The sequence below is a fragment of the Sphingomonas sp. BL-S-28 genome (assembly GCF_055521515.1).
The window spans coordinates 1,901,373-1,918,706 of the sequence record NZ_CM145484.1; the positions used below are offsets into that span (position 1 = coordinate 1,901,373).

The 17,334-nt window shown below is 64.7% G+C and carries 19 protein-coding genes; 11 read left to right on the top strand and 8 right to left on the bottom strand.

What is annotated here, in order from left to right; all coding sequences use genetic code 11:
• Window positions 1-22: 22 nt before the first annotated feature.
• From ndk to ACZ1JC_RS17760, 4 genes are all read left to right on the top strand, one after another.
• Window positions 23-445: a nucleoside-diphosphate kinase gene (ndk, locus tag ACZ1JC_RS17745; RefSeq protein WP_465135619.1), complete on the top strand. Its 423-nt coding sequence runs from the start codon at window positions 23-25 to the stop codon at window positions 443-445.
• 246 nt (window positions 446-691) lie between these two features.
• Window positions 692-1,420, top strand: a complete 729-nt coding sequence (locus ACZ1JC_RS17750; RefSeq protein WP_465135618.1) for an MliC family protein — start codon at window positions 692-694, stop codon at window positions 1,418-1,420.
• A 66-nt stretch (window positions 1,421-1,486) separates the two neighbouring features.
• Window positions 1,487-1,732 (top strand): hypothetical protein, encoded by a 246-nt coding sequence (locus ACZ1JC_RS17755; protein WP_465135617.1) that lies wholly within the window; start codon window positions 1,487-1,489, stop codon window positions 1,730-1,732.
• Between the two features lie 88 nt (window positions 1,733-1,820).
• Window positions 1,821-2,075 carry a YdcH family protein gene (locus ACZ1JC_RS17760; protein WP_465135616.1) on the top strand — a complete coding sequence of 85 codons (255 nt, stop codon included), beginning with the start codon at window positions 1,821-1,823 and terminating at the stop codon, window positions 2,073-2,075.
• A 216-nt stretch (window positions 2,076-2,291) separates the two neighbouring features.
• Here ACZ1JC_RS17760 and purN read toward each other — a convergent pair whose 3' ends face one another.
• Together purN and purM are read right to left on the bottom strand one after the other, a co-directional pair.
• On the bottom strand, window positions 2,292-3,245 hold the full coding sequence (purN, locus tag ACZ1JC_RS17765; RefSeq protein ID WP_465148393.1) for a phosphoribosylglycinamide formyltransferase: 954 nt from the start codon (window positions 3,243-3,245) through the stop codon (window positions 2,292-2,294).
• Window positions 3,238-4,341 carry a phosphoribosylformylglycinamidine cyclo-ligase gene (gene purM / locus ACZ1JC_RS17770; RefSeq protein ID WP_465135615.1) on the bottom strand — a complete coding sequence of 368 codons (1,104 nt, stop codon included), beginning with the start codon at window positions 4,339-4,341 and terminating at the stop codon, window positions 3,238-3,240. The genes purN and purM overlap by 8 nt, the downstream gene beginning before the upstream one ends.
• 70 nt (window positions 4,342-4,411) lie before the next feature.
• Between purM and ACZ1JC_RS17775 the strand changes: the two genes are divergently transcribed.
• From ACZ1JC_RS17775 to ACZ1JC_RS17790, 4 genes are read left to right on the top strand one after another with little or no spacing between them, the layout of a single operon-like run.
• Window positions 4,412-5,719 (top strand): heavy-metal-associated domain-containing protein, encoded by a 1,308-nt coding sequence (locus ACZ1JC_RS17775; RefSeq protein WP_465135614.1) that lies wholly within the window; start codon window positions 4,412-4,414, stop codon window positions 5,717-5,719.
• 13 nt (window positions 5,720-5,732) lie between these two features.
• A complete protein-coding gene (locus tag ACZ1JC_RS17780; RefSeq protein ID WP_465135613.1) occupies window positions 5,733-6,356 on the top strand; it encodes a P-loop NTPase family protein in 624 nt (207 codons plus the stop codon).
• A gap of 53 nt (window positions 6,357-6,409) precedes the next feature.
• Window positions 6,410-7,111: a serine O-acetyltransferase EpsC gene (gene epsC / locus ACZ1JC_RS17785; protein WP_465135612.1), complete on the top strand. Its 702-nt coding sequence runs from the start codon at window positions 6,410-6,412 to the stop codon at window positions 7,109-7,111.
• Between the two features lie 7 nt (window positions 7,112-7,118).
• Window positions 7,119-7,508, top strand: a complete 390-nt coding sequence (locus ACZ1JC_RS17790; protein WP_465135611.1) for a DUF2794 domain-containing protein — start codon at window positions 7,119-7,121, stop codon at window positions 7,506-7,508.
• 3 nt (window positions 7,509-7,511) lie between these two features.
• Here ACZ1JC_RS17790 and ACZ1JC_RS17795 read toward each other — a convergent pair whose 3' ends face one another.
• Window positions 7,512-8,189 (bottom strand): DUF4328 domain-containing protein, encoded by a 678-nt coding sequence (locus tag ACZ1JC_RS17795; protein WP_465135610.1) that lies wholly within the window; start codon window positions 8,187-8,189, stop codon window positions 7,512-7,514.
• A gap of 78 nt (window positions 8,190-8,267) precedes the next feature.
• Window positions 8,268-9,179 (bottom strand): SDR family NAD(P)-dependent oxidoreductase, encoded by a 912-nt coding sequence (locus ACZ1JC_RS17800; protein WP_465135609.1) that lies wholly within the window; start codon window positions 9,177-9,179, stop codon window positions 8,268-8,270.
• A gap of 141 nt (window positions 9,180-9,320) precedes the next feature.
• Between ACZ1JC_RS17800 and purS the strand changes: the two genes are divergently transcribed.
• The gene (gene purS / locus ACZ1JC_RS17805) at window positions 9,321-9,554 is read left to right on the top strand and encodes a phosphoribosylformylglycinamidine synthase subunit PurS (protein WP_465135608.1); all 234 of its coding nucleotides are present in this window, start codon (window positions 9,321-9,323) and stop codon (window positions 9,552-9,554) included.
• The gene (purQ, locus tag ACZ1JC_RS17810) at window positions 9,554-10,231 is read left to right on the top strand and encodes a phosphoribosylformylglycinamidine synthase subunit PurQ (RefSeq protein WP_465135607.1); all 678 of its coding nucleotides are present in this window, start codon (window positions 9,554-9,556) and stop codon (window positions 10,229-10,231) included. Before purS ends, purQ begins: the two co-directional genes overlap by 1 nt.
• A gap of 39 nt (window positions 10,232-10,270) precedes the next feature.
• On the opposite strand, the gene ACZ1JC_RS17815 is transcribed toward purQ, so the two are convergent.
• The 4 genes from ACZ1JC_RS17815 to ACZ1JC_RS17830 form a co-directional block, all read right to left on the bottom strand.
• A complete protein-coding gene (locus tag ACZ1JC_RS17815; protein WP_465135606.1) occupies window positions 10,271-11,101 on the bottom strand; it encodes a helix-turn-helix transcriptional regulator in 831 nt (276 codons plus the stop codon).
• A gap of 79 nt (window positions 11,102-11,180) precedes the next feature.
• On the bottom strand, window positions 11,181-13,556 hold the full coding sequence (locus tag ACZ1JC_RS17820; protein ID WP_465135605.1) for a putative bifunctional diguanylate cyclase/phosphodiesterase: 2,376 nt from the start codon (window positions 13,554-13,556) through the stop codon (window positions 11,181-11,183).
• Window positions 13,557-13,624: 68 nt separating this feature from the next.
• On the bottom strand, window positions 13,625-15,448 hold the full coding sequence (gene glmS / locus ACZ1JC_RS17825; RefSeq protein WP_465135604.1) for a glutamine--fructose-6-phosphate transaminase (isomerizing): 1,824 nt from the start codon (window positions 15,446-15,448) through the stop codon (window positions 13,625-13,627).
• Window positions 15,449-15,591: 143 nt separating this feature from the next.
• Window positions 15,592-16,440 carry a TIGR00266 family protein gene (locus ACZ1JC_RS17830; RefSeq protein ID WP_465138557.1) on the bottom strand — a complete coding sequence of 283 codons (849 nt, stop codon included), beginning with the start codon at window positions 16,438-16,440 and terminating at the stop codon, window positions 15,592-15,594.
• 166 nt (window positions 16,441-16,606) lie between these two features.
• Between ACZ1JC_RS17830 and ACZ1JC_RS17835 the strand changes: the two genes are divergently transcribed.
• Window positions 16,607-17,314: a tetratricopeptide repeat protein gene (locus ACZ1JC_RS17835; protein WP_465135603.1), complete on the top strand. Its 708-nt coding sequence runs from the start codon at window positions 16,607-16,609 to the stop codon at window positions 17,312-17,314.
• The last annotated feature ends 20 nt before the right edge of the window (window positions 17,315-17,334 follow it).

Sequence of the window (17,334 nt, forward strand, 5' to 3'; positions counted from 1 at the left end):
CCCCTCTCGCAAGGAACCTACCATGGCGTTTACCCGCACCTTCTCGATCATCAAGCCCGACGCGACCCGCCGCAACCTGACCGGCGGCGTGACCAAGCTGCTTGAAGAAGCCGGCCTGCGCGTCGTCGCTTCGAAGCGCATCCAGCTCTCGCAGGAGCAGGCTGAAGGCTTCTACGCCGTCCACAAGGAACGCCCCTTCTTCAACGATCTGGTGTCGTTCATGATCTCGGGCCCGGTGGTCGTGCAGGTTCTCGAAGGCGAAGACGCCGTGAAGACCAACCGCGACGTGATGGGCGCCACCAACCCGGCCGACGCCGCTGAAGGCACCATCCGCAAGACCTTCGCCGAATCGATCGAAGCCAACTCGGTCCACGGTTCGGACTCGGACGAGAACGCGGCGATCGAAATCGCCTACTTCTTCAAGCCCGAAGAAATCGTCGGCTGAAGCAATTGTTTGACGAATGCGCGAAAGCGCATTCGTTAAGCGGCACCGGCCCTCTCCCCCACCCGACCACCCATAAGGTACTATCGTCGGGTGGTCGGGTGGGGGAGAGGGCCGGTGCCGCGATCCGACGTAAGTCGGATCAAACAAGCCTAATGAAAGGGCCGTCCGTTTGGGCGGCCTTTTTGTTTTTATCTGTTCGGTTTCGCTGGTAATTGTTCTTCCGTCTCATGCGACTGGAGGCAGGCGATGAAGCAATTGGCCGGACCGAGCATACTCCTGTTCCTCGCAGCCTGTTCGGGCGGGGGCGGTGCAGAACCCAGTCCGTCCGCGAGTCCTGAGGTAGAGGATACGGCCACCGAGTTCGTCACCGAAACTGTCGCGGCCACTGACGCGGCGCCCGTCGCGGTGGCAACGCCCAGCTTCGATTGTGCGAAGGCGGATGGCGATACGCAGAAGCTGATCTGCACCACGCCCGAACTGGCGGCGATGGACCGCGAACTGATGCGGCTCTACGATCTTGCCCTCACCGGCCCGCACATCAATGCCAGGAACAAGTCGCAGCTTCAGGCGACCCAGCGCGGCTGGATCAAGGGGCGCGACGATTGCTGGAAGGCCGACGACAAGCCCGCCTGCGTGCGCAATCAATATGCCATGCGCATTCACGAACTGCGTGAAGGCTATGCCGATGCCCGTGCGGACGATGCCAAGGGGGTGTCGAAAGGCCCGCTGGCGCTGGCCTGCAACGGTCAGGACTTCGGCGTCTCCGTCACTTTCGTGAACACCGATCCCGGCGCGGTCTGGCTGGCGTGGAAGGATCAGGGGGTGGGGCTTGCCCATGTCGTCAGTGCATCGGGCGCGCTTTACGAAGGGCAGAACTACGCCGGCAAGGCCAGCCTCTTCACCAAGGGGGAGGACGCTATGCTGACGCTGCCCGGCGGCACGCAGAAGACCTGCAAGATCGAGGAAATCGGCTGAGCGGCGCTGTTTTCGGTTTGGGGCAACCGGCATCTGGGTTACTTTCCCCGCCAAGAGGAGAGAAAAATGCAAGGCATGGGTGAAACGGGCGAAGCCTGCCCCTTCGAATTCAATTTCGACGCGGCCAGCTTCAAGGTGGGCGATACCGTCAGCTACCGCGTCAACGGCAGCCTTGAGGGCTTTCCCTTTGTCGGCACTCTGGTGGAGGTCCACGACGATCACGTCCTGATCGCGGGCGACCCGCGTGAGCCAGACAAGCGCTATCTCGGCACCCGTGAAAGCCGGCCGCAAGTGGATTACTCGCAGATCTGAAATTTCCCGCCTTGCGCTTGATCTCGCGCAAGGCGCGAGGAGGGTGAGGGGCTAAAATCGAAGCTCGATCGAGCACAGAGGAGAGCCGATGACCTACAAGCCCCACGAACTCGCCGAGGAATTTCCCGAGGACATCGAAGTCCTGCACCACCTCAAGGCCACGCGCGGCCATTTTGCGGCGCTTGTCGATCGCTACGGCGAGGTGAACGGGAAGATAAACCGGATCGAGGAGCAACTGGAAGTCGCCTCCGACGCGCGGCTGGAGGACCTCAAGAAGGAGCGTCTGACCCTGCTCGACCAGATCGGCCGGATGATCCGTGACGCGAGGGCGGTCGGGGCCTGATTCAAGCGGCAGTTTGGGGTGTTGGGGCTGCCAGGTTGGGTGGCCGGCACACGCCCGCCGAACCCATTACATTTCGTCGCCCCCGCGAAGGCGGGGGCCCCGCTTCCTTTTCTCCACGCGCGCGACGAAAAGCGGGATCCCCGCCTTCGCGGGGAGGACGGGAGTTATGTTGATGGGTGAGGGTGGGGAATTTGGCGCCGGGTTATCGGCGCTCTCTCAAAACTGATCCGCCACATCCAGCAGCGCAGTCAGCTTCTTCGGCGCCACTGCGCGCCATGAGCGTGAGAGCCAGTCCGCAATCGCGTCCCAGTCGTTCTCGCCAAGGTCCAGACGAATGCCGATCCAGCCGTCGCCGAAGTAGGCGGGGCGGAAATAGCGGTCTTCGTCCTGCTCGATCAGCATGGCCTGCTCGTCCGGGCCGCTGATCTTCACCAGCAGCGCGGTGCGACCGTCGCCGTGATGGTCGGACGTGAAGTAGGCGAACTTCTTGCCCTTCACGATGCCGAAACAAGGCATGCCGTGGCTGGAAATCTCATCCGCTTCCGGCAGCGCCATGGCGCGTTCGCGCACGCGCTCCAGCAGCCACTCGGGCGAAGCCTCACGCGAGACGAGATCGGCCAGGCAGCGCGAATAGAGCTGGTGCTCGGCGATCAGCACGCGCGCGGCCAGCGTCTCGGCAGTGTCGCCGGGTACGATGGCGACCGGAAGCTGGCCGAGGATCGGGCCTTCGTCGAGTTCGGGGATGACGAGGTGGACGGTCACGCCGCCATGGCTGTCGCCCGCGTCGATGGCCCGCTGGTGGGTCTGCAGGCCGGTGTACTTGGGCAGCAGGGAAGGGTGGATGTTGACCATCCGCCCGTTCCACTTCTCAACGAAGGTGTCGGTGAGGATGCGCATATAGCCGGCCAGCGCCACCCATTGCGCCCCCGATTCGCGAATCGCCACATCCATCGCCGCGTCGTGTTCCTCGCGGCTCAGCCCCTTGTGGCTGAGCGCGAAGGTCGCCACGCCCTCGGTCGCGGCGAGCGCCAGGCCCGACGCGTCCGGCTTGTTGCTGGCGACGAGGACGATCTCATACGGGCAGCCGTCCAGCCGGCTGGCATAGAGCAGCGCGGCCATGTTGGTGCCGCTGCCCGAAATGAGGACCGCGATCTTTGCCTTGTCAGGCAAGGTGGATGGCTTCCCAGTCTTCGCGGGCGGACCATTCCTCGGCCTTGCCCTGAACGGTGCAGCCCTTGTCGCCTTCTTCGATCACGCCGATCACGAAGACGGTTTCGCCGGCGGCTTCCAGTTCGGCCTTCAGCGAAGCGACTTCGTCCGGCGAGACTGCCAGAACCATGCCGATGCCGCAGTTGAAGGTGCGGGCCATCTCGCCCGGCTCGATATTGCCCTGCGCCTGCAGGAACGCCATTAGGCGCGGTTGCGGCCAGGCGCCAACGTCGATGCGGGCATGCAGGCCCTTGGGGAGAACGCGCGGGATGTTTTCAAGCAGGCCGCCGCCGGTGATGTGGGCAAGCGCATTGATACGACCGGCGCGGATGAAGGGCAGCAGGCTCTTCACATAGATGCGCGTGGGCGCGATCAGCGCGTCGATCAGCAGCACGTCCGAATCGAACAGGGCGGGGCGGTCCAGCTTCCAGCCCTTGTCTTCGGCCAGACGGCGAACCAGCGAATAGCCGTTGGAATGCACGCCGGAGGACGCGAGGCCCAGCAGCACGTCGCCATCGGCCACCTTGTCGCCGGTCAGCTGTTCGCCGCGTTCCACGGCGCCGACGCAGAAGCCGGCAAGATCGTAATCGCCGGCGGCATACATGCCCGGCATTTCGGCAGTTTCGCCGCCGATGAGGGCGCAGCCCGACATCTTGCAGCCTTCGGCGATACCGGCGACCACGCGCTCGGCCACGCCGTTCTCAAGCTTTCCGGTGGCGAAATAATCAAGGAAGAACAGGGGTTCAGCGCCCTGGACGATAAGGTCGTTCACGCACATGGCGACAAGGTCGATGCCGATATGGTCGTGGCGGTCGTGATCGATCGCCAGCTTGACCTTGGTGCCCACGCCGTCGTTCGCGGCGACCAGCAGCGGGTCTTTATAGCCGGCAGCGCGCGGATCGAAGAATCCACCGAAGCCACCCAGTTCGGCGTCGGCGCCGGGGCGTGCGGTGGATTTCGCCAGCGGGCCGATGGCCTTCACCAGTGCGTTTCCTGCGGCGATCGAGACGCCGGCCTGCTCGTAAGAGTAGCTCTTCGGGGAGTTATCGTCGGACATTGCGCGCCCCTATCGCTTTCCGGCTTGGATTTCCATTCCCGTTTGGGCAAAAGGCGCATCGGTTTCGACGATGGCGATCACGTTCTCCCAGAATTTCCGGCGATTGGCCGGCCGCGACAAGGGTCGGCGCTGGACTGCGGCACGTGCAGCAGTGCTGCTTGGCGGCTGCGCGGCGCTTGGAATGGTCGGATTCGGCGCATGGCGAATCGCCGCGCAGGTCGAAGGTGATCGCGGGATTCCTCCGCTCGCCAATTCCGAAGACATCCAGGTCAACGGCATCCAGGTCGACGTGACGGCGAAGACCGGCGCGGAAGCGCGACTCGAAGGCTGGAAGCAGGCCGAGAAGGAAGCCTGGAAGAAACTGGGCGGGCCGGACATGCCGGTCGAATCGATCGATGCCATGGTCTCATCAGTGGTGATCGGGCAGGAACAAGTCGGCCCGCGCCGTTATATCGCCACGCTGGGCGTGATCTTCGACAAGGGCAAGGCAGGACAGTTCGTGGGCGGCGGTGGTGCCGTCGCGCGGTCCGCGCCGTTGCTGCTGGTGCCGGTGCTCTATTCGGGCGGCGTGCAGCAAGTCTTCGAAGTGCGCGGCCCCTGGCAGAAGGCATGGGCCGAGTTCCAGGCCTCGCAAAGCCCGGTCGATTACGTTCGTCCCGTGGGCGCAGGCGGCGATTCGCTGCTGCTGACCGCCGGGCAGGCGACTCGCCGCAGCCGCCTGTGGTGGCGCGGCGTGCTCGATCAGTTCGGCGCGACCGACGTGCTGATCCCGGTCGCCCGGCTTGAGCGTCAGTGGCCCGGCGGGCCGATCCACGGCACGTTCACCGCGCGCTATGGCCCGGACAATACTTTCCTCGACAGTTTCGAACTGGACGCGGCAAGCGATCAGGAACTGCCCGCCATGATGGCGAAAGCGGTGGACCGGGTCGACGGCATCTATCGCACGGCGCTGGCCAGCGGGCAGTTGCGGCCCGATCCCACGCTGACGATGAGCCAGGCCGCGCTGGACCGGGCATTCGCCGAACTGCGCCAGAAGCTGATGCCGCAGGGCGCGCCGCCGCCCGATGTGGATGTGGCGCCGATCGTGCCGAACCTTCCGGTGCCGCCGGCTCCGACAGCGGGCGCGCCTGCCCCCGCCGCGGTGGAGACGGTTTCGGTCCAGTTCGCCAGCCCCGATGCTGCATCGGTCGATGCCGCGCTCGCCGCCGTGCGCGGTGCGCCCGGCGTGAAGGGCGCGGCCACCGTCAGTCTGGCGATCGGCGGCATTTCCGTGTTGCGGGTGAGCGCCGAAGGCGGCGCCGACCGGCTGGCTGCGGCCTTGCGCGCGCAGGGCTGGAAGGTTTCGGCAGGGGGCGGCGCGCTGAGAATCAGCCGCTAGAAGGTTTCGGGGGATGAGGCAGATACCACTTCCGCTGTCGACCGCGAGCGACAGCCCGCCGCGCATTGTCGTGGGCAACGCCAATGCGCATGCGGTGGATGCATTGCTGGAACCGGGCCAGTGGCCGTTTCACGCCGCGATTCTTTCCGGGCCGGCCCGGGCGGGCAAGTCCCTGCTGGCGCGCTGGTTCGTGGAGACCGGGCAGGGCGACGCGCTGGACGATGCGGACCGCATGGAAGAGGACGCGGTGTTTCACGCCTGGAATCGCGCGCAGGAAAGCCACCGGCCACTGCTGATCGTTGCCAGCCATCGCCGCGGCGAAGGGGAGGGGCGCTGGCAAGTGGTGCTGCCGGACCTGCGTTCGCGCCTGGGTGCTGCGCTGGAACTGGAAATCGACGCGCCGGATGAGGCGATGATGGCCGACCTGATCGACGTTCACGCGCAAATGCGCGGGCTGGCGCTTGATCCGACGGCGATCGACTACCTTGTACCGCGCGCGGAACGTAGCCATCTGGGCGTCGAACGGCTGGTCGCCGCCATCGACCGTCTCAGTCTGGAGCGCAAGCAGCCGCCGACACTGGCGATCTGGCGCGATGCGCTGGAAGAGGTTAAGGGCGGCGACACCAAGGGTATTTGACCATCGGTTCGGCAGGCATTGCCATGCGGACCGTTTGATGGGAGATTCGCGCGATGCTGGGTAATCTCGTCCGCTATCTGGACTCGGTCGTCGCGCGCGACCCTGCACCGCGTTCGCGGTGGGAAGTGCTGCTCTATCCGGGCGTCTGGGCGCTGTTCTTTCACAAGATCGCGCATCGCCTGTTCCGCGCGGACCTGTTCTTCATGGCGCGCGTGGTGAATCACCTTTCCCGCTTCCTGACCGCGATCGACATCCATCCGGGCGCGACGATCGGGAAGAACTTCTTCATCGACCATGGCTTCACGGTGATCGGCGAAACGGCCGAGATCGGTGATAACGTGACGATCTACCAGTGCGTGACGCTGGGTGGCTCCAACCCCACCAACGGCAAAGGCGGCAAGCGCCACCCGACACTGCTGGACAACGTGATCGTTGGCTCCGGTGCGCAGATCATCGGCCCCGTCACTGTGGGCAAGCGTGCCCGCGTGGGTGCCAGCGCGGTGGTGACCGAAGACGTGCCCGAAGGCGCGACGATGATCGGCGTCAAGGCCCGCTCCACGCTGGTGAAGGCGGAGACTTACGCCAAGGAATTCATGCCCTACGGCACGCCCTGCAAGGAACCGTGCGAGCCGGTGGGCAGCCAGCGCGTGGACGAGCTGGAAGAGCAGGTTGCCGCGCTGCGCGCGCAGGTCGATCAGTTGCTGAAAGCGCGTGAAGTAGAGAAACACGCCGAACCGGTCGTGAAGGGCGCCTGACGCGGGAATGGCGGCAGGCCCACACGGCAGCGGGAATCCGGGCAGCGCAAATCCGCTTCCGGCAGGCGTAGTCGCCTTTCCGGGGCGCGTGCCGCTTCAGATCGGTTTCGACCGGCTGGAACTCCAGCGCATCCTCGATCTTTACGGCCGCATGGTCGCCGCTGGAATGTGGCGCGACTACGCGATGGATTTCGACAAGGATGCGGCGCAGTTTAGCGCTTTCCGTCGTGCGGCGGAACGCCCCCAGGCCCGTATCGAAAAGCGTCCGGCCCTGCGCGCCAAGCAGGGCATGTGGACGCTGTTTGGCGAGGCCGGGCAAATCCTCAAGCGTGGGCACGAACTGGTGAATGTACTCAGCCCGCTGGAGCGCAAACTGCTCAAAGTGGTTGAGGACTGACGCTCAGGCGAAGATCGATTTCCCGTCCATCAGCGAGTCTTGCGCAGTGGTGATCCGGCGCACGATCACCGCCAGATAGCCCGCGGCGAGGCACCAGAAGACGAGGCCAGCCAGGCTGAGCCCCAAAGCCAGCGCAGTGGGCGTCAAGATCTTGAAGGGGGTCAACACGTTGATGAATGCGGTGATGAACTGCATGGTCATCAGCAGCGTTCCGGCCAGCAGGCAGGTCCACCATGTCGTCACCGCGCCGACGCTGGCGCGTGCCTGATATTCGTCCTCCCCATGGCTGCGATTCCACAATTCGCGCATCGTTGCGTAGGGGACGGACAGTTGCGCTATCGGCACGAACATGCTGGCGACGGCCCATATCGGGCGTGCTACCAACCCCGACAGGCCGACATTGCGCAAGTTGGCGATGGCCTTGTGGAACCACAGCAGGAACGCGACCACGGCGATTAGGTAAAAGGCCGCGGCAGCCATGATCGCAAGTCCGGCGACACCCGCCCAAATCGTGAATTGCGAGTCGGTGCGGTAGGCGCCATGGCGCAGCAAGTACTGCATGACCGCGATGGCGGGAACGATCACCACGCAGCACAGTGCACTGCCCGCCGCGGCCACTTGCGTGACGATGGAATAAGTCTTCAGTCGCGCCTTGTCGCGCGGCGCAATCTGCCCCTGCATTGCCCTGTATTCCCCGGTAATATCGCGTTCTTTGAATTGTAGTGCGGGGAGAGGGGCGTCAACGCGGCAGTACGAATTTTAATCGTTGGATTTCAGCAGCAACGACAAGGCGTGATGCGCTTGTTCCATGCCTGTTTCGAGTACCCGGTCCCCTGAGCGGTCGCGCACGCGGTTCCACGCGGCGGCAAAGCCTTCGACGGTGAGCGCATCGCCTTCCAGCAACACGCCTTCGTTCATGGTGATGAACACGCCCTGGCAGACTCCGCCACCGGCGGCGACGATGGCGTCGGTAGGGGCATCGTTAGAAACGAGATAGAGTGCGGCGGGCACCACGGCCTCCGGCTCGAAGGCGGCATAGGCTTCGTCGGGGAAGATGTCCGCCGTCATCCGCGTGCCGGCGGTGGGCGCCAGCGAATTGACGCGGATGCCGTACTTGGCGCCTTCCATGCGCAAGGTACGGGCCAGCCCCAGCACGCCCGCCTTGGCGGCGCCGTAATTTGCCTGCCCGAAATTGCCGCCAAGGCCGCTGGAGCTGGTGGTCATCAGCACGCGGCCATAGTTTTGCTCTCGCATGGTGTCCCACACCGCCTTGGTGGCGCAGGCGCTGCCCAGCAGGTGGACGCGCACCACCAGTTCGAAATCGGCCATGTCCATCTTGGCGAAAGTGCGGTCACGCAGGATGCCGGCATTGTTGATCAGTACATGGATGCCGCCCCAGGCTTCCTTTGCGCGGGCGACCATCGCCTGCATCTGCGCGAAATCGGAAACGTCCCCGCAGTCCGCCATCGCCTCGCCGCCAAGCGACTGGATTTCCTCGACAACGGCAAGCGCGGCATCGGAATGGCCCGATCCGTCGCGCGCGGCGCCAAGATCGTTCACCACCACTTTTGCGCCGCGTCGCGCCAGTTCCAGCGCATAGGCCCGGCCCAGGCCGTGGCCCGCTCCGGTAACGATGGCGACTTGTCCGGCGAAGGAGATGGGATCTTGCATCGCGCCGAAATGGCAGGTTGGCGAACCGCCTTCAATTGCAAAGGTGGCATCCAACGGCCGCTCACACCTTGCCCCGAAGCGTTCTCGGGGCCATAGGCGCTGTGAAACGAATCTGCGCTCCGCGAAGCGAAAGGTCCCCAGATGAAAGTCCGCGTCCACGTCAGCCTCAAGCCCGGTGTTCTCGACCCGCAGGGCCGTGCGATCCATCACTCGCTCGAAGGCCTCGGCTTTGCCGGCGTCAACGACGTGCGTGCGGGCCGCCTTTTCGAGCTGGACGTTGCCGAAACCGTCACCGACGAAGCGCTTGACGACATGTGCCGCAAGCTGCTCGCCAACATGGTGATCGAGAACTACCGCATCGAGAAGGTCGCCTGATGTCGTTCCGCTCCGCTGTCGTCACGTTCCCGGGTTCCAACTGCGACCGCGATCTGGCGGTGGCGCTGGAGAAGATTTCGGGCAACGAATGCATCCGCGTCTGGCACGGCGATGCCGATCTGCCGGACAATCTGGACTTCATCGGCCTGCCCGGCGGCTTCTCCTACGGCGACTACTTGCGCTGCGGTGCGATCGCCTCGCGCTCGCCGGTGATGCGCGCCGTGATCGATGCCGCCAATCGCGGCGTGCCGGTGTTCGGCGTGTGCAACGGCTTCCAGGTGCTGACCGAAAGCGGCCTGCTGCCGGGCGCGCTGCTGCGCAACTCCGGCATCCGCTTCGTCTGCCGCGACGTGACGCTGAAGGTGGAAAACGCGCAGTCGCTGTTCACCTCGGGCTATGAGGCCGGGCAGGAGATCTCGATCCCCGTGGCCCACCACGACGGCAACTACCACGCCGACGAGGAAACGCTGAACCGTCTGGAAGGCGAAGGCCGCGTGGCGTTCCGCTATGTGGACAACGTCAACGGCTCGGCCCGCCAGATCGCCGGCGTGCTCAACGCTGCCGGCAACGTGCTGGGCATGATGCCGCACCCGGAGCGCGCTATCGAGGAAACGCACGGCGGCACTGACGGCCGTGCGCTGTTCGAAAGCGCCATCCGTGGCATGGTCGGCGCCTGACGCCACCTTCCGGCATTACGGATCGAACGAACGCCCCCGTCACCGGGGGCGTTTTTCGTTGTCCGATGCGGATTTGGCCCAATAGGAAAAGTGGATGAAAACAGGGCCGTCGGCTGTTTTATCTCCGCCGAAGCCGGCGCTTTTCCCCACATAGCTCTGCGCGGCAAGTCTGTCGTAGAAGGACCGTTTCTGGAAGTCTTCCGCGAGCGCAGCGCTCTGGGCGTTATTGATGGCTGCGCGCAGGGTCACTTCGCAGATGGTGGCTGCGCAGTAGACGCGCGCCTTCTCCTTGACGCCGCGATGGCCCAAAATCTTGTCGTATTCCGCAGCGATGGCGCGTTCTGCCGGTGCGGCCCAGGCATCGTCACGCTTCTCCGCCCGGATCTGCCGATACTGTTCTCCCGGTGACATGCTGGACGCCATGGACCCGATTGCGGGGTCTATCGGCAAAGGCTGCGTCGCCGGTTCGACGCCCGGTACGATGCCCGGTACGGGGGCAGACGGTGTAAGCATTATTGCGGCGAGTACGCTGCCGACAAGCGCGATGGCGATCATGATGAAGGGCCCTCCGGTCATCCATGGCCATCGCGTAGATGCGTGGCCGGCCTGGAGGTCGTTGCCTTCTTCATCTAGCGGATCGAGATCGATTTTTTCGTACCGATTTTCTTGGACTGCAAGAATGCGGGCGAGTTCGCGGCTGCTGGCAATGCCGGTTTTGCGCCGCGCCTCGCGCAGTCGCTCGTTGACGGCACCTACGCTGCGCTCGGTCGCCGTCGCCACGCTCTTGGCAGTGTGACCTTGCGCGAAAAGTCGAAGGATATGGAGTTCGGCTTCGCTCAGCTTCGACAGGTCGATGGTCTCGTCGGACATGGGATCATGTCAGCGAAACCGGCGGAAACTGGCAACCACAATTTATTCGTGCGCGGCCCGAACGACCGGACCCACGCCCTCAGGCGGCGGTCTGGTCGTGGGCGAAGCTGCGGTTGTGGAACAGGCCGAGCGCGTCCTTCGCCGCCATCGGGCGGCCGAAGTAATAGCCCTGGATCTTCCGGCAGCCGAGTTGGCGGATCATTTCCACTTCCTTCTCGGTCTCCGCACCTTCGGCCGTGGTGGACATGTCCAGGCTGTCCGCCATGGCGACGACGGCGCGGATGATGGCGAGGCTTTCGGCATTGCCGGTCGCCGCGCCCTGCACGAAGGAGCGGTCCACCTTGATGGTGGAGAAGCGCAGCTTGCGCAGGTAGCCGAGCGAGGAATAGCCGGTGCCGAAATCGTCCAGCGCCACTTTGCAGCCCAGCGCCATGACCTGCTCCAGCGCGGAGCGGGCGAGGGTGGCGTCACGAAGGAAGATGCTTTCGGTGACTTCCAGTTCGAGACGCGAGGCGGTGAGGCCGCTCTGGGTGAGGGCGGCGACGACGCTGGCCGCGAAGTTGTGGTCCAGCAACTGCTCGCCCGAGACGTTGACCGCCACGCGGACATGTTCGGGCCAATTGATCGCTTCGCGGCATGCTTCCTTCAGCACCCATTCGCCGATGGGGACGATCAGGCGCGTGTCCTCTGCCAGCGGGATGAACTTCGCCGGGCTGACGAAACCGTGTTCCTTGCTGGTCCAGCGCAGCAATGCCTCGAACGAGACGACGGCTTCGCTGTCGGCATCGACCACCGGCTGGTAATTGAGGGTGAATTCCTGCCGCTGCAGTGCGTTGCGCAGCGAGAATTCCAGCTGGCGGCGCTCTTCTGCATGGGCATGGAGTGCCGGTTCGTACGTGAAGTGCGCGTTGCCGCCGCCGTCCTTGGAGCGGTAGAGCGCGAGGTCGGCGTTGCGCATCAGCGTTTCGACCGTCTGCCCATCGCGCGGGCCGATGGCCGAGCCGACCGAAGCGCCGACGTAGAGCGTGTGATGGTCGACGTGATAGGGCTGAGAAAGCGACTGGATCACGCGCTGGGCCACACGGTTGACGTGTTCCAGATCGGTGGCGTCGCGAATGACGACGGCGAACTCGTCCCCGCCAAGGCGGCCGCAGAGTTCCTTGTCGGTCATCTGGCCCTTCAACCGTTCGGACACGCGCGCCAGCAACTGGTCGCCGACCAGATGGCCAAGCGTATCGTTGACGGCCTTGAAACGGTCGAGGTCGATCATCAGGAAGGCGCAGCGGGTGCGCCACTTTTCGGCATAGGCCAGCGCTTCGCCCAGCGCCTCTGTCAGCATCAGGCGGTTCGGCAGGCCGGTCAGCGTGTCGTAGCGGGCGAGCCAGGCGATCTTGTCGCTGTTCTCACGCGCTTCGGTTACGTCGGAACCGACGCCGCGGAAGCCGTCGAACTGGCCGCTGTCGGAAATTTTCGGGGTGCCGGAAAGCTCCCACCAGCGCGGGCGGCCGTCGATGGTGACACGCACCAGCAGATTGGAGAAGCTTTCGCGGCGCTTCAGGCGCTCGGCAAGGTCGTGAAGGCTGGGCGGGAACTGGCCGCTGTCCCATGCGGAACCGGCGATCAGCTGGATGAAGGGCACGCCCTCGATCTCAACGGCGTCGCGGCCCAGCGCATAGGCGAAACGCGGCGATACGGCGCGCACGCGGCGGGCGGTATCGATCTGCCAGAGCCAGTCTGCCTCGCCCTCCTCGAATTCGCGCAGAAGCATGGAGACGACTTCGTCGCGTTCATGCATGCCGGCTTCGGCGACTTTGGTGGAGAGATACTGGCGCGCGCTTTCGACCGCGCCGGCAATGATCACGCCGACGAAGGCCAGACCCACGAGCGCCATGTCGTAGCTGCCGAAGACGACGAAGTAGGCGATCGTCGATCCGCCGACGATGCCGGTGAAGATCAGGGTGCCCAGCGGCACACCCGGCACCAGCACCGCGCAGCCGGTCATCAGCATGGCCATCACGGCCCACAGCTTCACTTGCGCCTGAACGTCGATGAAGGGGCCGAAGGCGCAGACCGGAATGGCCCAGACCAACGCGCGTGCGGCCACCGTCATGCCATGGCGGCGAATCTCGGCGCTGGTCAGGCGGCGGCGGTCGGCATCGGCAAGGCCGCCTTCCACGCTGGAGCCCCACCACAGCACGGCGCAGACGGCCACAGCCCAGGCGCCGATCGCGGCGGGGTGCATGTGCCCGAACAGCACTGCGACCGTGGCGACCATGGCCGCCACTTGCGTTGCGATTCGTGCCGCCTTTCCGCGACCGAGGCAGGAGTACTGGAGACCGCGAAGGCGTGCCCAATCGCCCTCGGCCGGCTCGGAAAAGCCGAGCACGGCGAGGACGGGCAGCTCTTTCGGGAGCGCTTGAGGGGTTTGCGACCGTTTTTCCACGGACCGGGGCATACCCTTGGAAGGGTTATTACCAGGTAAACCCTCTTTCGGTCCGTCGCATTCCGCGCATCCGCGGGCGATTATTCGACGGTTACGCTCTTGGCCAGGTTGCGGGGCTGGTCGACGTCCGTGCCTTTCACGCAGGCGACATGATAGGCGAGCAGCTGCACCGGCACGGCATAGACCAGCGGCGCGATCAGCGGGTGGACGCGCGGCATCTCGATCGTGGCGATGCAGCCTTCGCCCGCCTCGGCAATGCCTTCCGCGTCGGAGATCAGCACGACCTTGCCGCCGCGTGCGCGCACTTCCTGCATGTTGCTGACGGTCTTTTCGAACAGCGGGCCGGAAGGGGCGAGCACGATCACCGGCACCGCCTCGTCGATCAGCGCGATTGGGCCATGCTTCATCTCGCCCGAGGCATAGCCTTCGGCGTGGATGTAGCTGATTTCCTTCAGCTTCAGTGCGCCTTCGAGGGCTAGCGGATAGTCCGGACCGCGCCCAAGGTAGAGCACGTCGCGGGCCGGTGCGATCAGGTGCGCCATGGCGGCGATCTCTTCGTCGAAGGCGAGCGCGGCGTTGAGGCTGGCCGGGGTCTGCAGCAGGTGCTGGACGACCTCGTTCTCTTCCGCGCGGTCCATGCGACCACGTTTGACGGCAAGGTGCGCGGCGAGCGCGGCGAGCACGGCGAGCTGGCAGGTGAAGGCCTTGGTGGAGGCGACGCCGATTTCCGGCCCGGCGTGGGTGGGCAACAGCAGGTCCGCCTCGCGCGCCATCGTGCTGGTGGGCACGTTGACGACAACGGCGATGGTCTGGCCGGCCGCCTTGCAGTGCTTCAGCGCGGCAAGGGTGTCTGCCGTCTCGCCCGATTGCGAGATGAACAGGGCAAGGCCGCCCGGCTCCAGAACGGGGTCGCGGTAGCGGAATTCTGATGCCACATCGATGTCGACGGGCAGGCGGGCGAAGGTCTCGATCCAGTACTTCGCCACCATGCCCGCGTAGAAGCTGGTGCCGCAAGCGACGATGGTGATGCGCTTGATCGCCGAAAGGTCGAAATCGATCTGCGGCAGGGCGACCGACTGATCCACCTGATGGATATAGCTGCGCAGGGTCTGCGCCACCACCGTCGGTTGCTCGAAGATCTCCTTCTGCATGAAGTGGCGGTAATTGCCCTTCTCGATGGCGACGGCCGAGGCGCCGGAGGAGACGATTTCGCGCTCCACCGGGTTGTTGTCCGCATCGAAGATCCGCGCGCCGTCACGGGTGATCACCACCCAGTCGCCTTCCTCAAGGTAGGAAATGCGCTGCGTCAGCGGGGCAAGGGCAAGCGCGTCCGAGCCGAGGTAGGTCTCGCCGTCGCCATAACCGACGACCAGCGGCGAGCCGAGGCGCGCGCCGATCAGCAGGTCCGGGTGTTGGCGGAAGGCGATGGCCAGCGCAAAGGCGCCGCGCAGCTGCGGAAGGACGACCTTCACCGCCTCTTCCGGCGAAAGCCCGGCCTCGACCTGTTCGGAAACGAGGTGGGCGACCACTTCGGTATCGGTCTGGCTCTCGAAGGTGCGGCCGCGCGATTCTAGGGCTTCGCGCAGTGGCTTGAAGTTCTCGATGATGCCGTTGTGGACGAGGGCGAGGTGCTCTGTCGCGTGCGGATGCGCGTTGGCGGCGGTGGGCGCGCCGTGGGTGGCCCAGCGGGTGTGGGCGATGCCGATCAGGCCCGGCGCGGGATCGCGGGCCAGTTCGTTGACCAGATTGATCAGCTTGCCCTGCGCGCGGCGGCGGATGAGCTGGCCGTTTTCGACCGTGCAGACGCCCGCGCTGTCATAGCCGCGATATTCCATGCGGCGCAGACCGTCGACGAGCCGATCCGCGACCTGTTCCTTGCCGACGATGCCGATGATTCCACACATGCGCTTGAAGTACCTTGTTCGAGACGGAATTTGCCTTGCCACTACGCCGATAATCGTTGGCGTTTTGTGGCGCCACCATGAAGGCTTGGTAATGTGTGCAAAGCGGAGGGAATTTCAACGGAGATCGAGGGCTTGATCGCCTTCTAGTCGTCCCCGTCGATCATGCCCGCAAGCCCGCCCAGCGCGCCTAGGCCGAGCAGGGTGCTCTCGCCGCGGTTCTGTCCGCCATAAGGTATCGCCGCTGCCATCATCCGTCCGGCAAGGCGGGAGAAGGGCAGGGACTGGATCCAGACTTTGCCGGGCCCGCGCAGGCGGGCGAAGAACACGCCTTCACCGCCGAAGATCATGGATTTGACAGAACCTGCCCGCACCACATCGAAATCGACGCCGGAGGTGAAGGCGGCGACGCAGCCGGTATCGATGTGGAGTTCCTCGCCCGGTTCCAGCGTGCGTTCGATCACGGTGCCGCCCATCTGCACGAAGACCCAGCCGTCCCCGTCCAGCCGCTGCATGATGAAGCCTTCGCCGCCGAACATTCCGGTCATGATCTTCTGCTGGAAATGAACGCCGATGGAAACGCCGCGCGCGGCGCAGAGGAAGGCGTCTTTCTGGCAGATCAGGCGTCCTCCGATCTGGTCCAGCTTGATTGGCACGATGGACCCGGGAATCGGTGCGGCAAAAGCGACTCGGGCTTTCCCGCGTCCTTCATGGGAGAAGACGGTGGTGAACAGGCTTTCGCCCGTGACCAGCCGCTTGCCGGCGCCGAGCAGCTTGCCCATGAAGCCGCCGCCCTGCTGTTCGGACCCGTCGCCGAACACGGTGGACATGGTGATCGGTGCGTCCTTCCACACCATCGCGCCCGCTTCGGCGACGGCGCTCTCGCCCGGATCGAGTTCAATTTCAACGAACTGGAGTTCCTGCCCCTTGATTTCGAAGTCGACGTCATCGGCCACGGACGCGTCGCGGCTGTGGCTCCAGGGGCTGGCGGGCATGAAAAACTCCGATTGTTGAAATAAGGTTTGCCGTGATCTGGGTGCGGCGAAACATCTTGTCAAACCGCGGTCGTCCGATACTCTACCTGCTTCGACGAAGACCGTTCGATGAAACAGCCCGGCGAAGACTGGCGCGCGAAGGTCCGATCGGGAGAGGACAATGCCGATGAACTTCACGATGAAGTCGGTTTCGTTGCTTGTTTCCGTCGCCGCTTTGGCGATGCCGGGGCTTGCAATGGCCGGAGAAGCCACGCCGATCGCGCTGATCAGCAGCGCGGCCCATGCCGAATATGTCGGCACGGTCAGCCGGGGCTTCGACATGATCCGCGCGGGCAAGCCGGGCAAGGCGGTGAAGCTGTTCGATTCGGTGATTTCCGCCAATGAGCAGGGTCTGGCGGGCGATGCCCGTCCGCGTCTCTGCATGTCGGAAAAGACCTCCACCCATGCCGTTCCGGGCGATGCGGTGATGGTCAGCAGCGCCGTCTGCGATGCGCACTTCGGCAAGGGTTATGCACTGGTCGATCTGGGCCGCGGCGATCTGGCCGAGGCGGAACTGCGCCGCGCCACCGAATTGGCGCCGGACAATGCGCATTATGCGAATGAATATGCCGAGCTTTTCAAGTCCCGCCGGCAGTTCCAGGAAAGCTACGACCTGTTCGCGCGCGCCTGGTCGGTGGTGGACAAGGACACCAAGGGGCCGGACGCCGGCATCGCAGCGCGCTCGCTGCGGGGCATGGGCTTCAACCTGATCGAGCTTGGCCGTCTGGACGAGGCCAAGACAATGTTCACCCAGTCACTCTCTTACGATTCCGGAAACTCGGCGGCGAAGACCGAACTGGATTTCATCGCCCAGCGTCAGGCCATCGGCTCGTGACCTGAAGGGTGAGGGCGGCA

What these genes read in the sequence shown, in the direction of transcription:
- ACZ1JC_RS17835 (WP_465135603.1), top strand. Translation starts at nt 16,607, where the DNA reads ATGAACTTCACGATGAAGTCGGTTTCGTTGCTTGTTTCCGTCGCCGCT.
- ACZ1JC_RS17820 (WP_465135605.1), bottom strand. Translation starts at nt 13,556, where the DNA reads ATGCCCCGGTCCGTGGAAAAACGGTCGCAAACCCCTCAAGCGCTCCCG.
- ACZ1JC_RS17790 (WP_465135611.1), top strand. Translation starts at nt 7,119, where the DNA reads ATGGCGGCAGGCCCACACGGCAGCGGGAATCCGGGCAGCGCAAATCCG.
- ACZ1JC_RS17830 (WP_465138557.1), bottom strand. Translation starts at nt 16,440, where the DNA reads ATGCCCGCCAGCCCCTGGAGCCACAGCCGCGACGCGTCCGTGGCCGAT.
- ACZ1JC_RS17775 (WP_465135614.1), top strand. Translation starts at nt 4,412, where the DNA reads ATGGCGATCACGTTCTCCCAGAATTTCCGGCGATTGGCCGGCCGCGAC.
- ACZ1JC_RS17780 (WP_465135613.1), top strand. Translation starts at nt 5,733, where the DNA reads ATGAGGCAGATACCACTTCCGCTGTCGACCGCGAGCGACAGCCCGCCG.
- ndk (WP_465135619.1), top strand. Translation starts at nt 23, where the DNA reads ATGGCGTTTACCCGCACCTTCTCGATCATCAAGCCCGACGCGACCCGC.
- ACZ1JC_RS17760 (WP_465135616.1), top strand. Translation starts at nt 1,821, where the DNA reads ATGACCTACAAGCCCCACGAACTCGCCGAGGAATTTCCCGAGGACATC.
- purQ (WP_465135607.1), top strand. Translation starts at nt 9,554, where the DNA reads ATGTCGTTCCGCTCCGCTGTCGTCACGTTCCCGGGTTCCAACTGCGAC.
- glmS (WP_465135604.1), bottom strand. Translation starts at nt 15,448, where the DNA reads ATGTGTGGAATCATCGGCATCGTCGGCAAGGAACAGGTCGCGGATCGG.
- ACZ1JC_RS17755 (WP_465135617.1), top strand. Translation starts at nt 1,487, where the DNA reads ATGCAAGGCATGGGTGAAACGGGCGAAGCCTGCCCCTTCGAATTCAAT.
- purM (WP_465135615.1), bottom strand. Translation starts at nt 4,341, where the DNA reads ATGTCCGACGATAACTCCCCGAAGAGCTACTCTTACGAGCAGGCCGGC.
- ACZ1JC_RS17795 (WP_465135610.1), bottom strand. Translation starts at nt 8,189, where the DNA reads ATGCAGGGGCAGATTGCGCCGCGCGACAAGGCGCGACTGAAGACTTAT.
- purS (WP_465135608.1), top strand. Translation starts at nt 9,321, where the DNA reads ATGAAAGTCCGCGTCCACGTCAGCCTCAAGCCCGGTGTTCTCGACCCG.
- epsC (WP_465135612.1), top strand. Translation starts at nt 6,410, where the DNA reads ATGCTGGGTAATCTCGTCCGCTATCTGGACTCGGTCGTCGCGCGCGAC.
- ACZ1JC_RS17815 (WP_465135606.1), bottom strand. Translation starts at nt 11,101, where the DNA reads ATGTCCGACGAGACCATCGACCTGTCGAAGCTGAGCGAAGCCGAACTC.
- ACZ1JC_RS17750 (WP_465135618.1), top strand. Translation starts at nt 692, where the DNA reads ATGAAGCAATTGGCCGGACCGAGCATACTCCTGTTCCTCGCAGCCTGT.
- ACZ1JC_RS17800 (WP_465135609.1), bottom strand. Translation starts at nt 9,179, where the DNA reads ATGCAAGATCCCATCTCCTTCGCCGGACAAGTCGCCATCGTTACCGGA.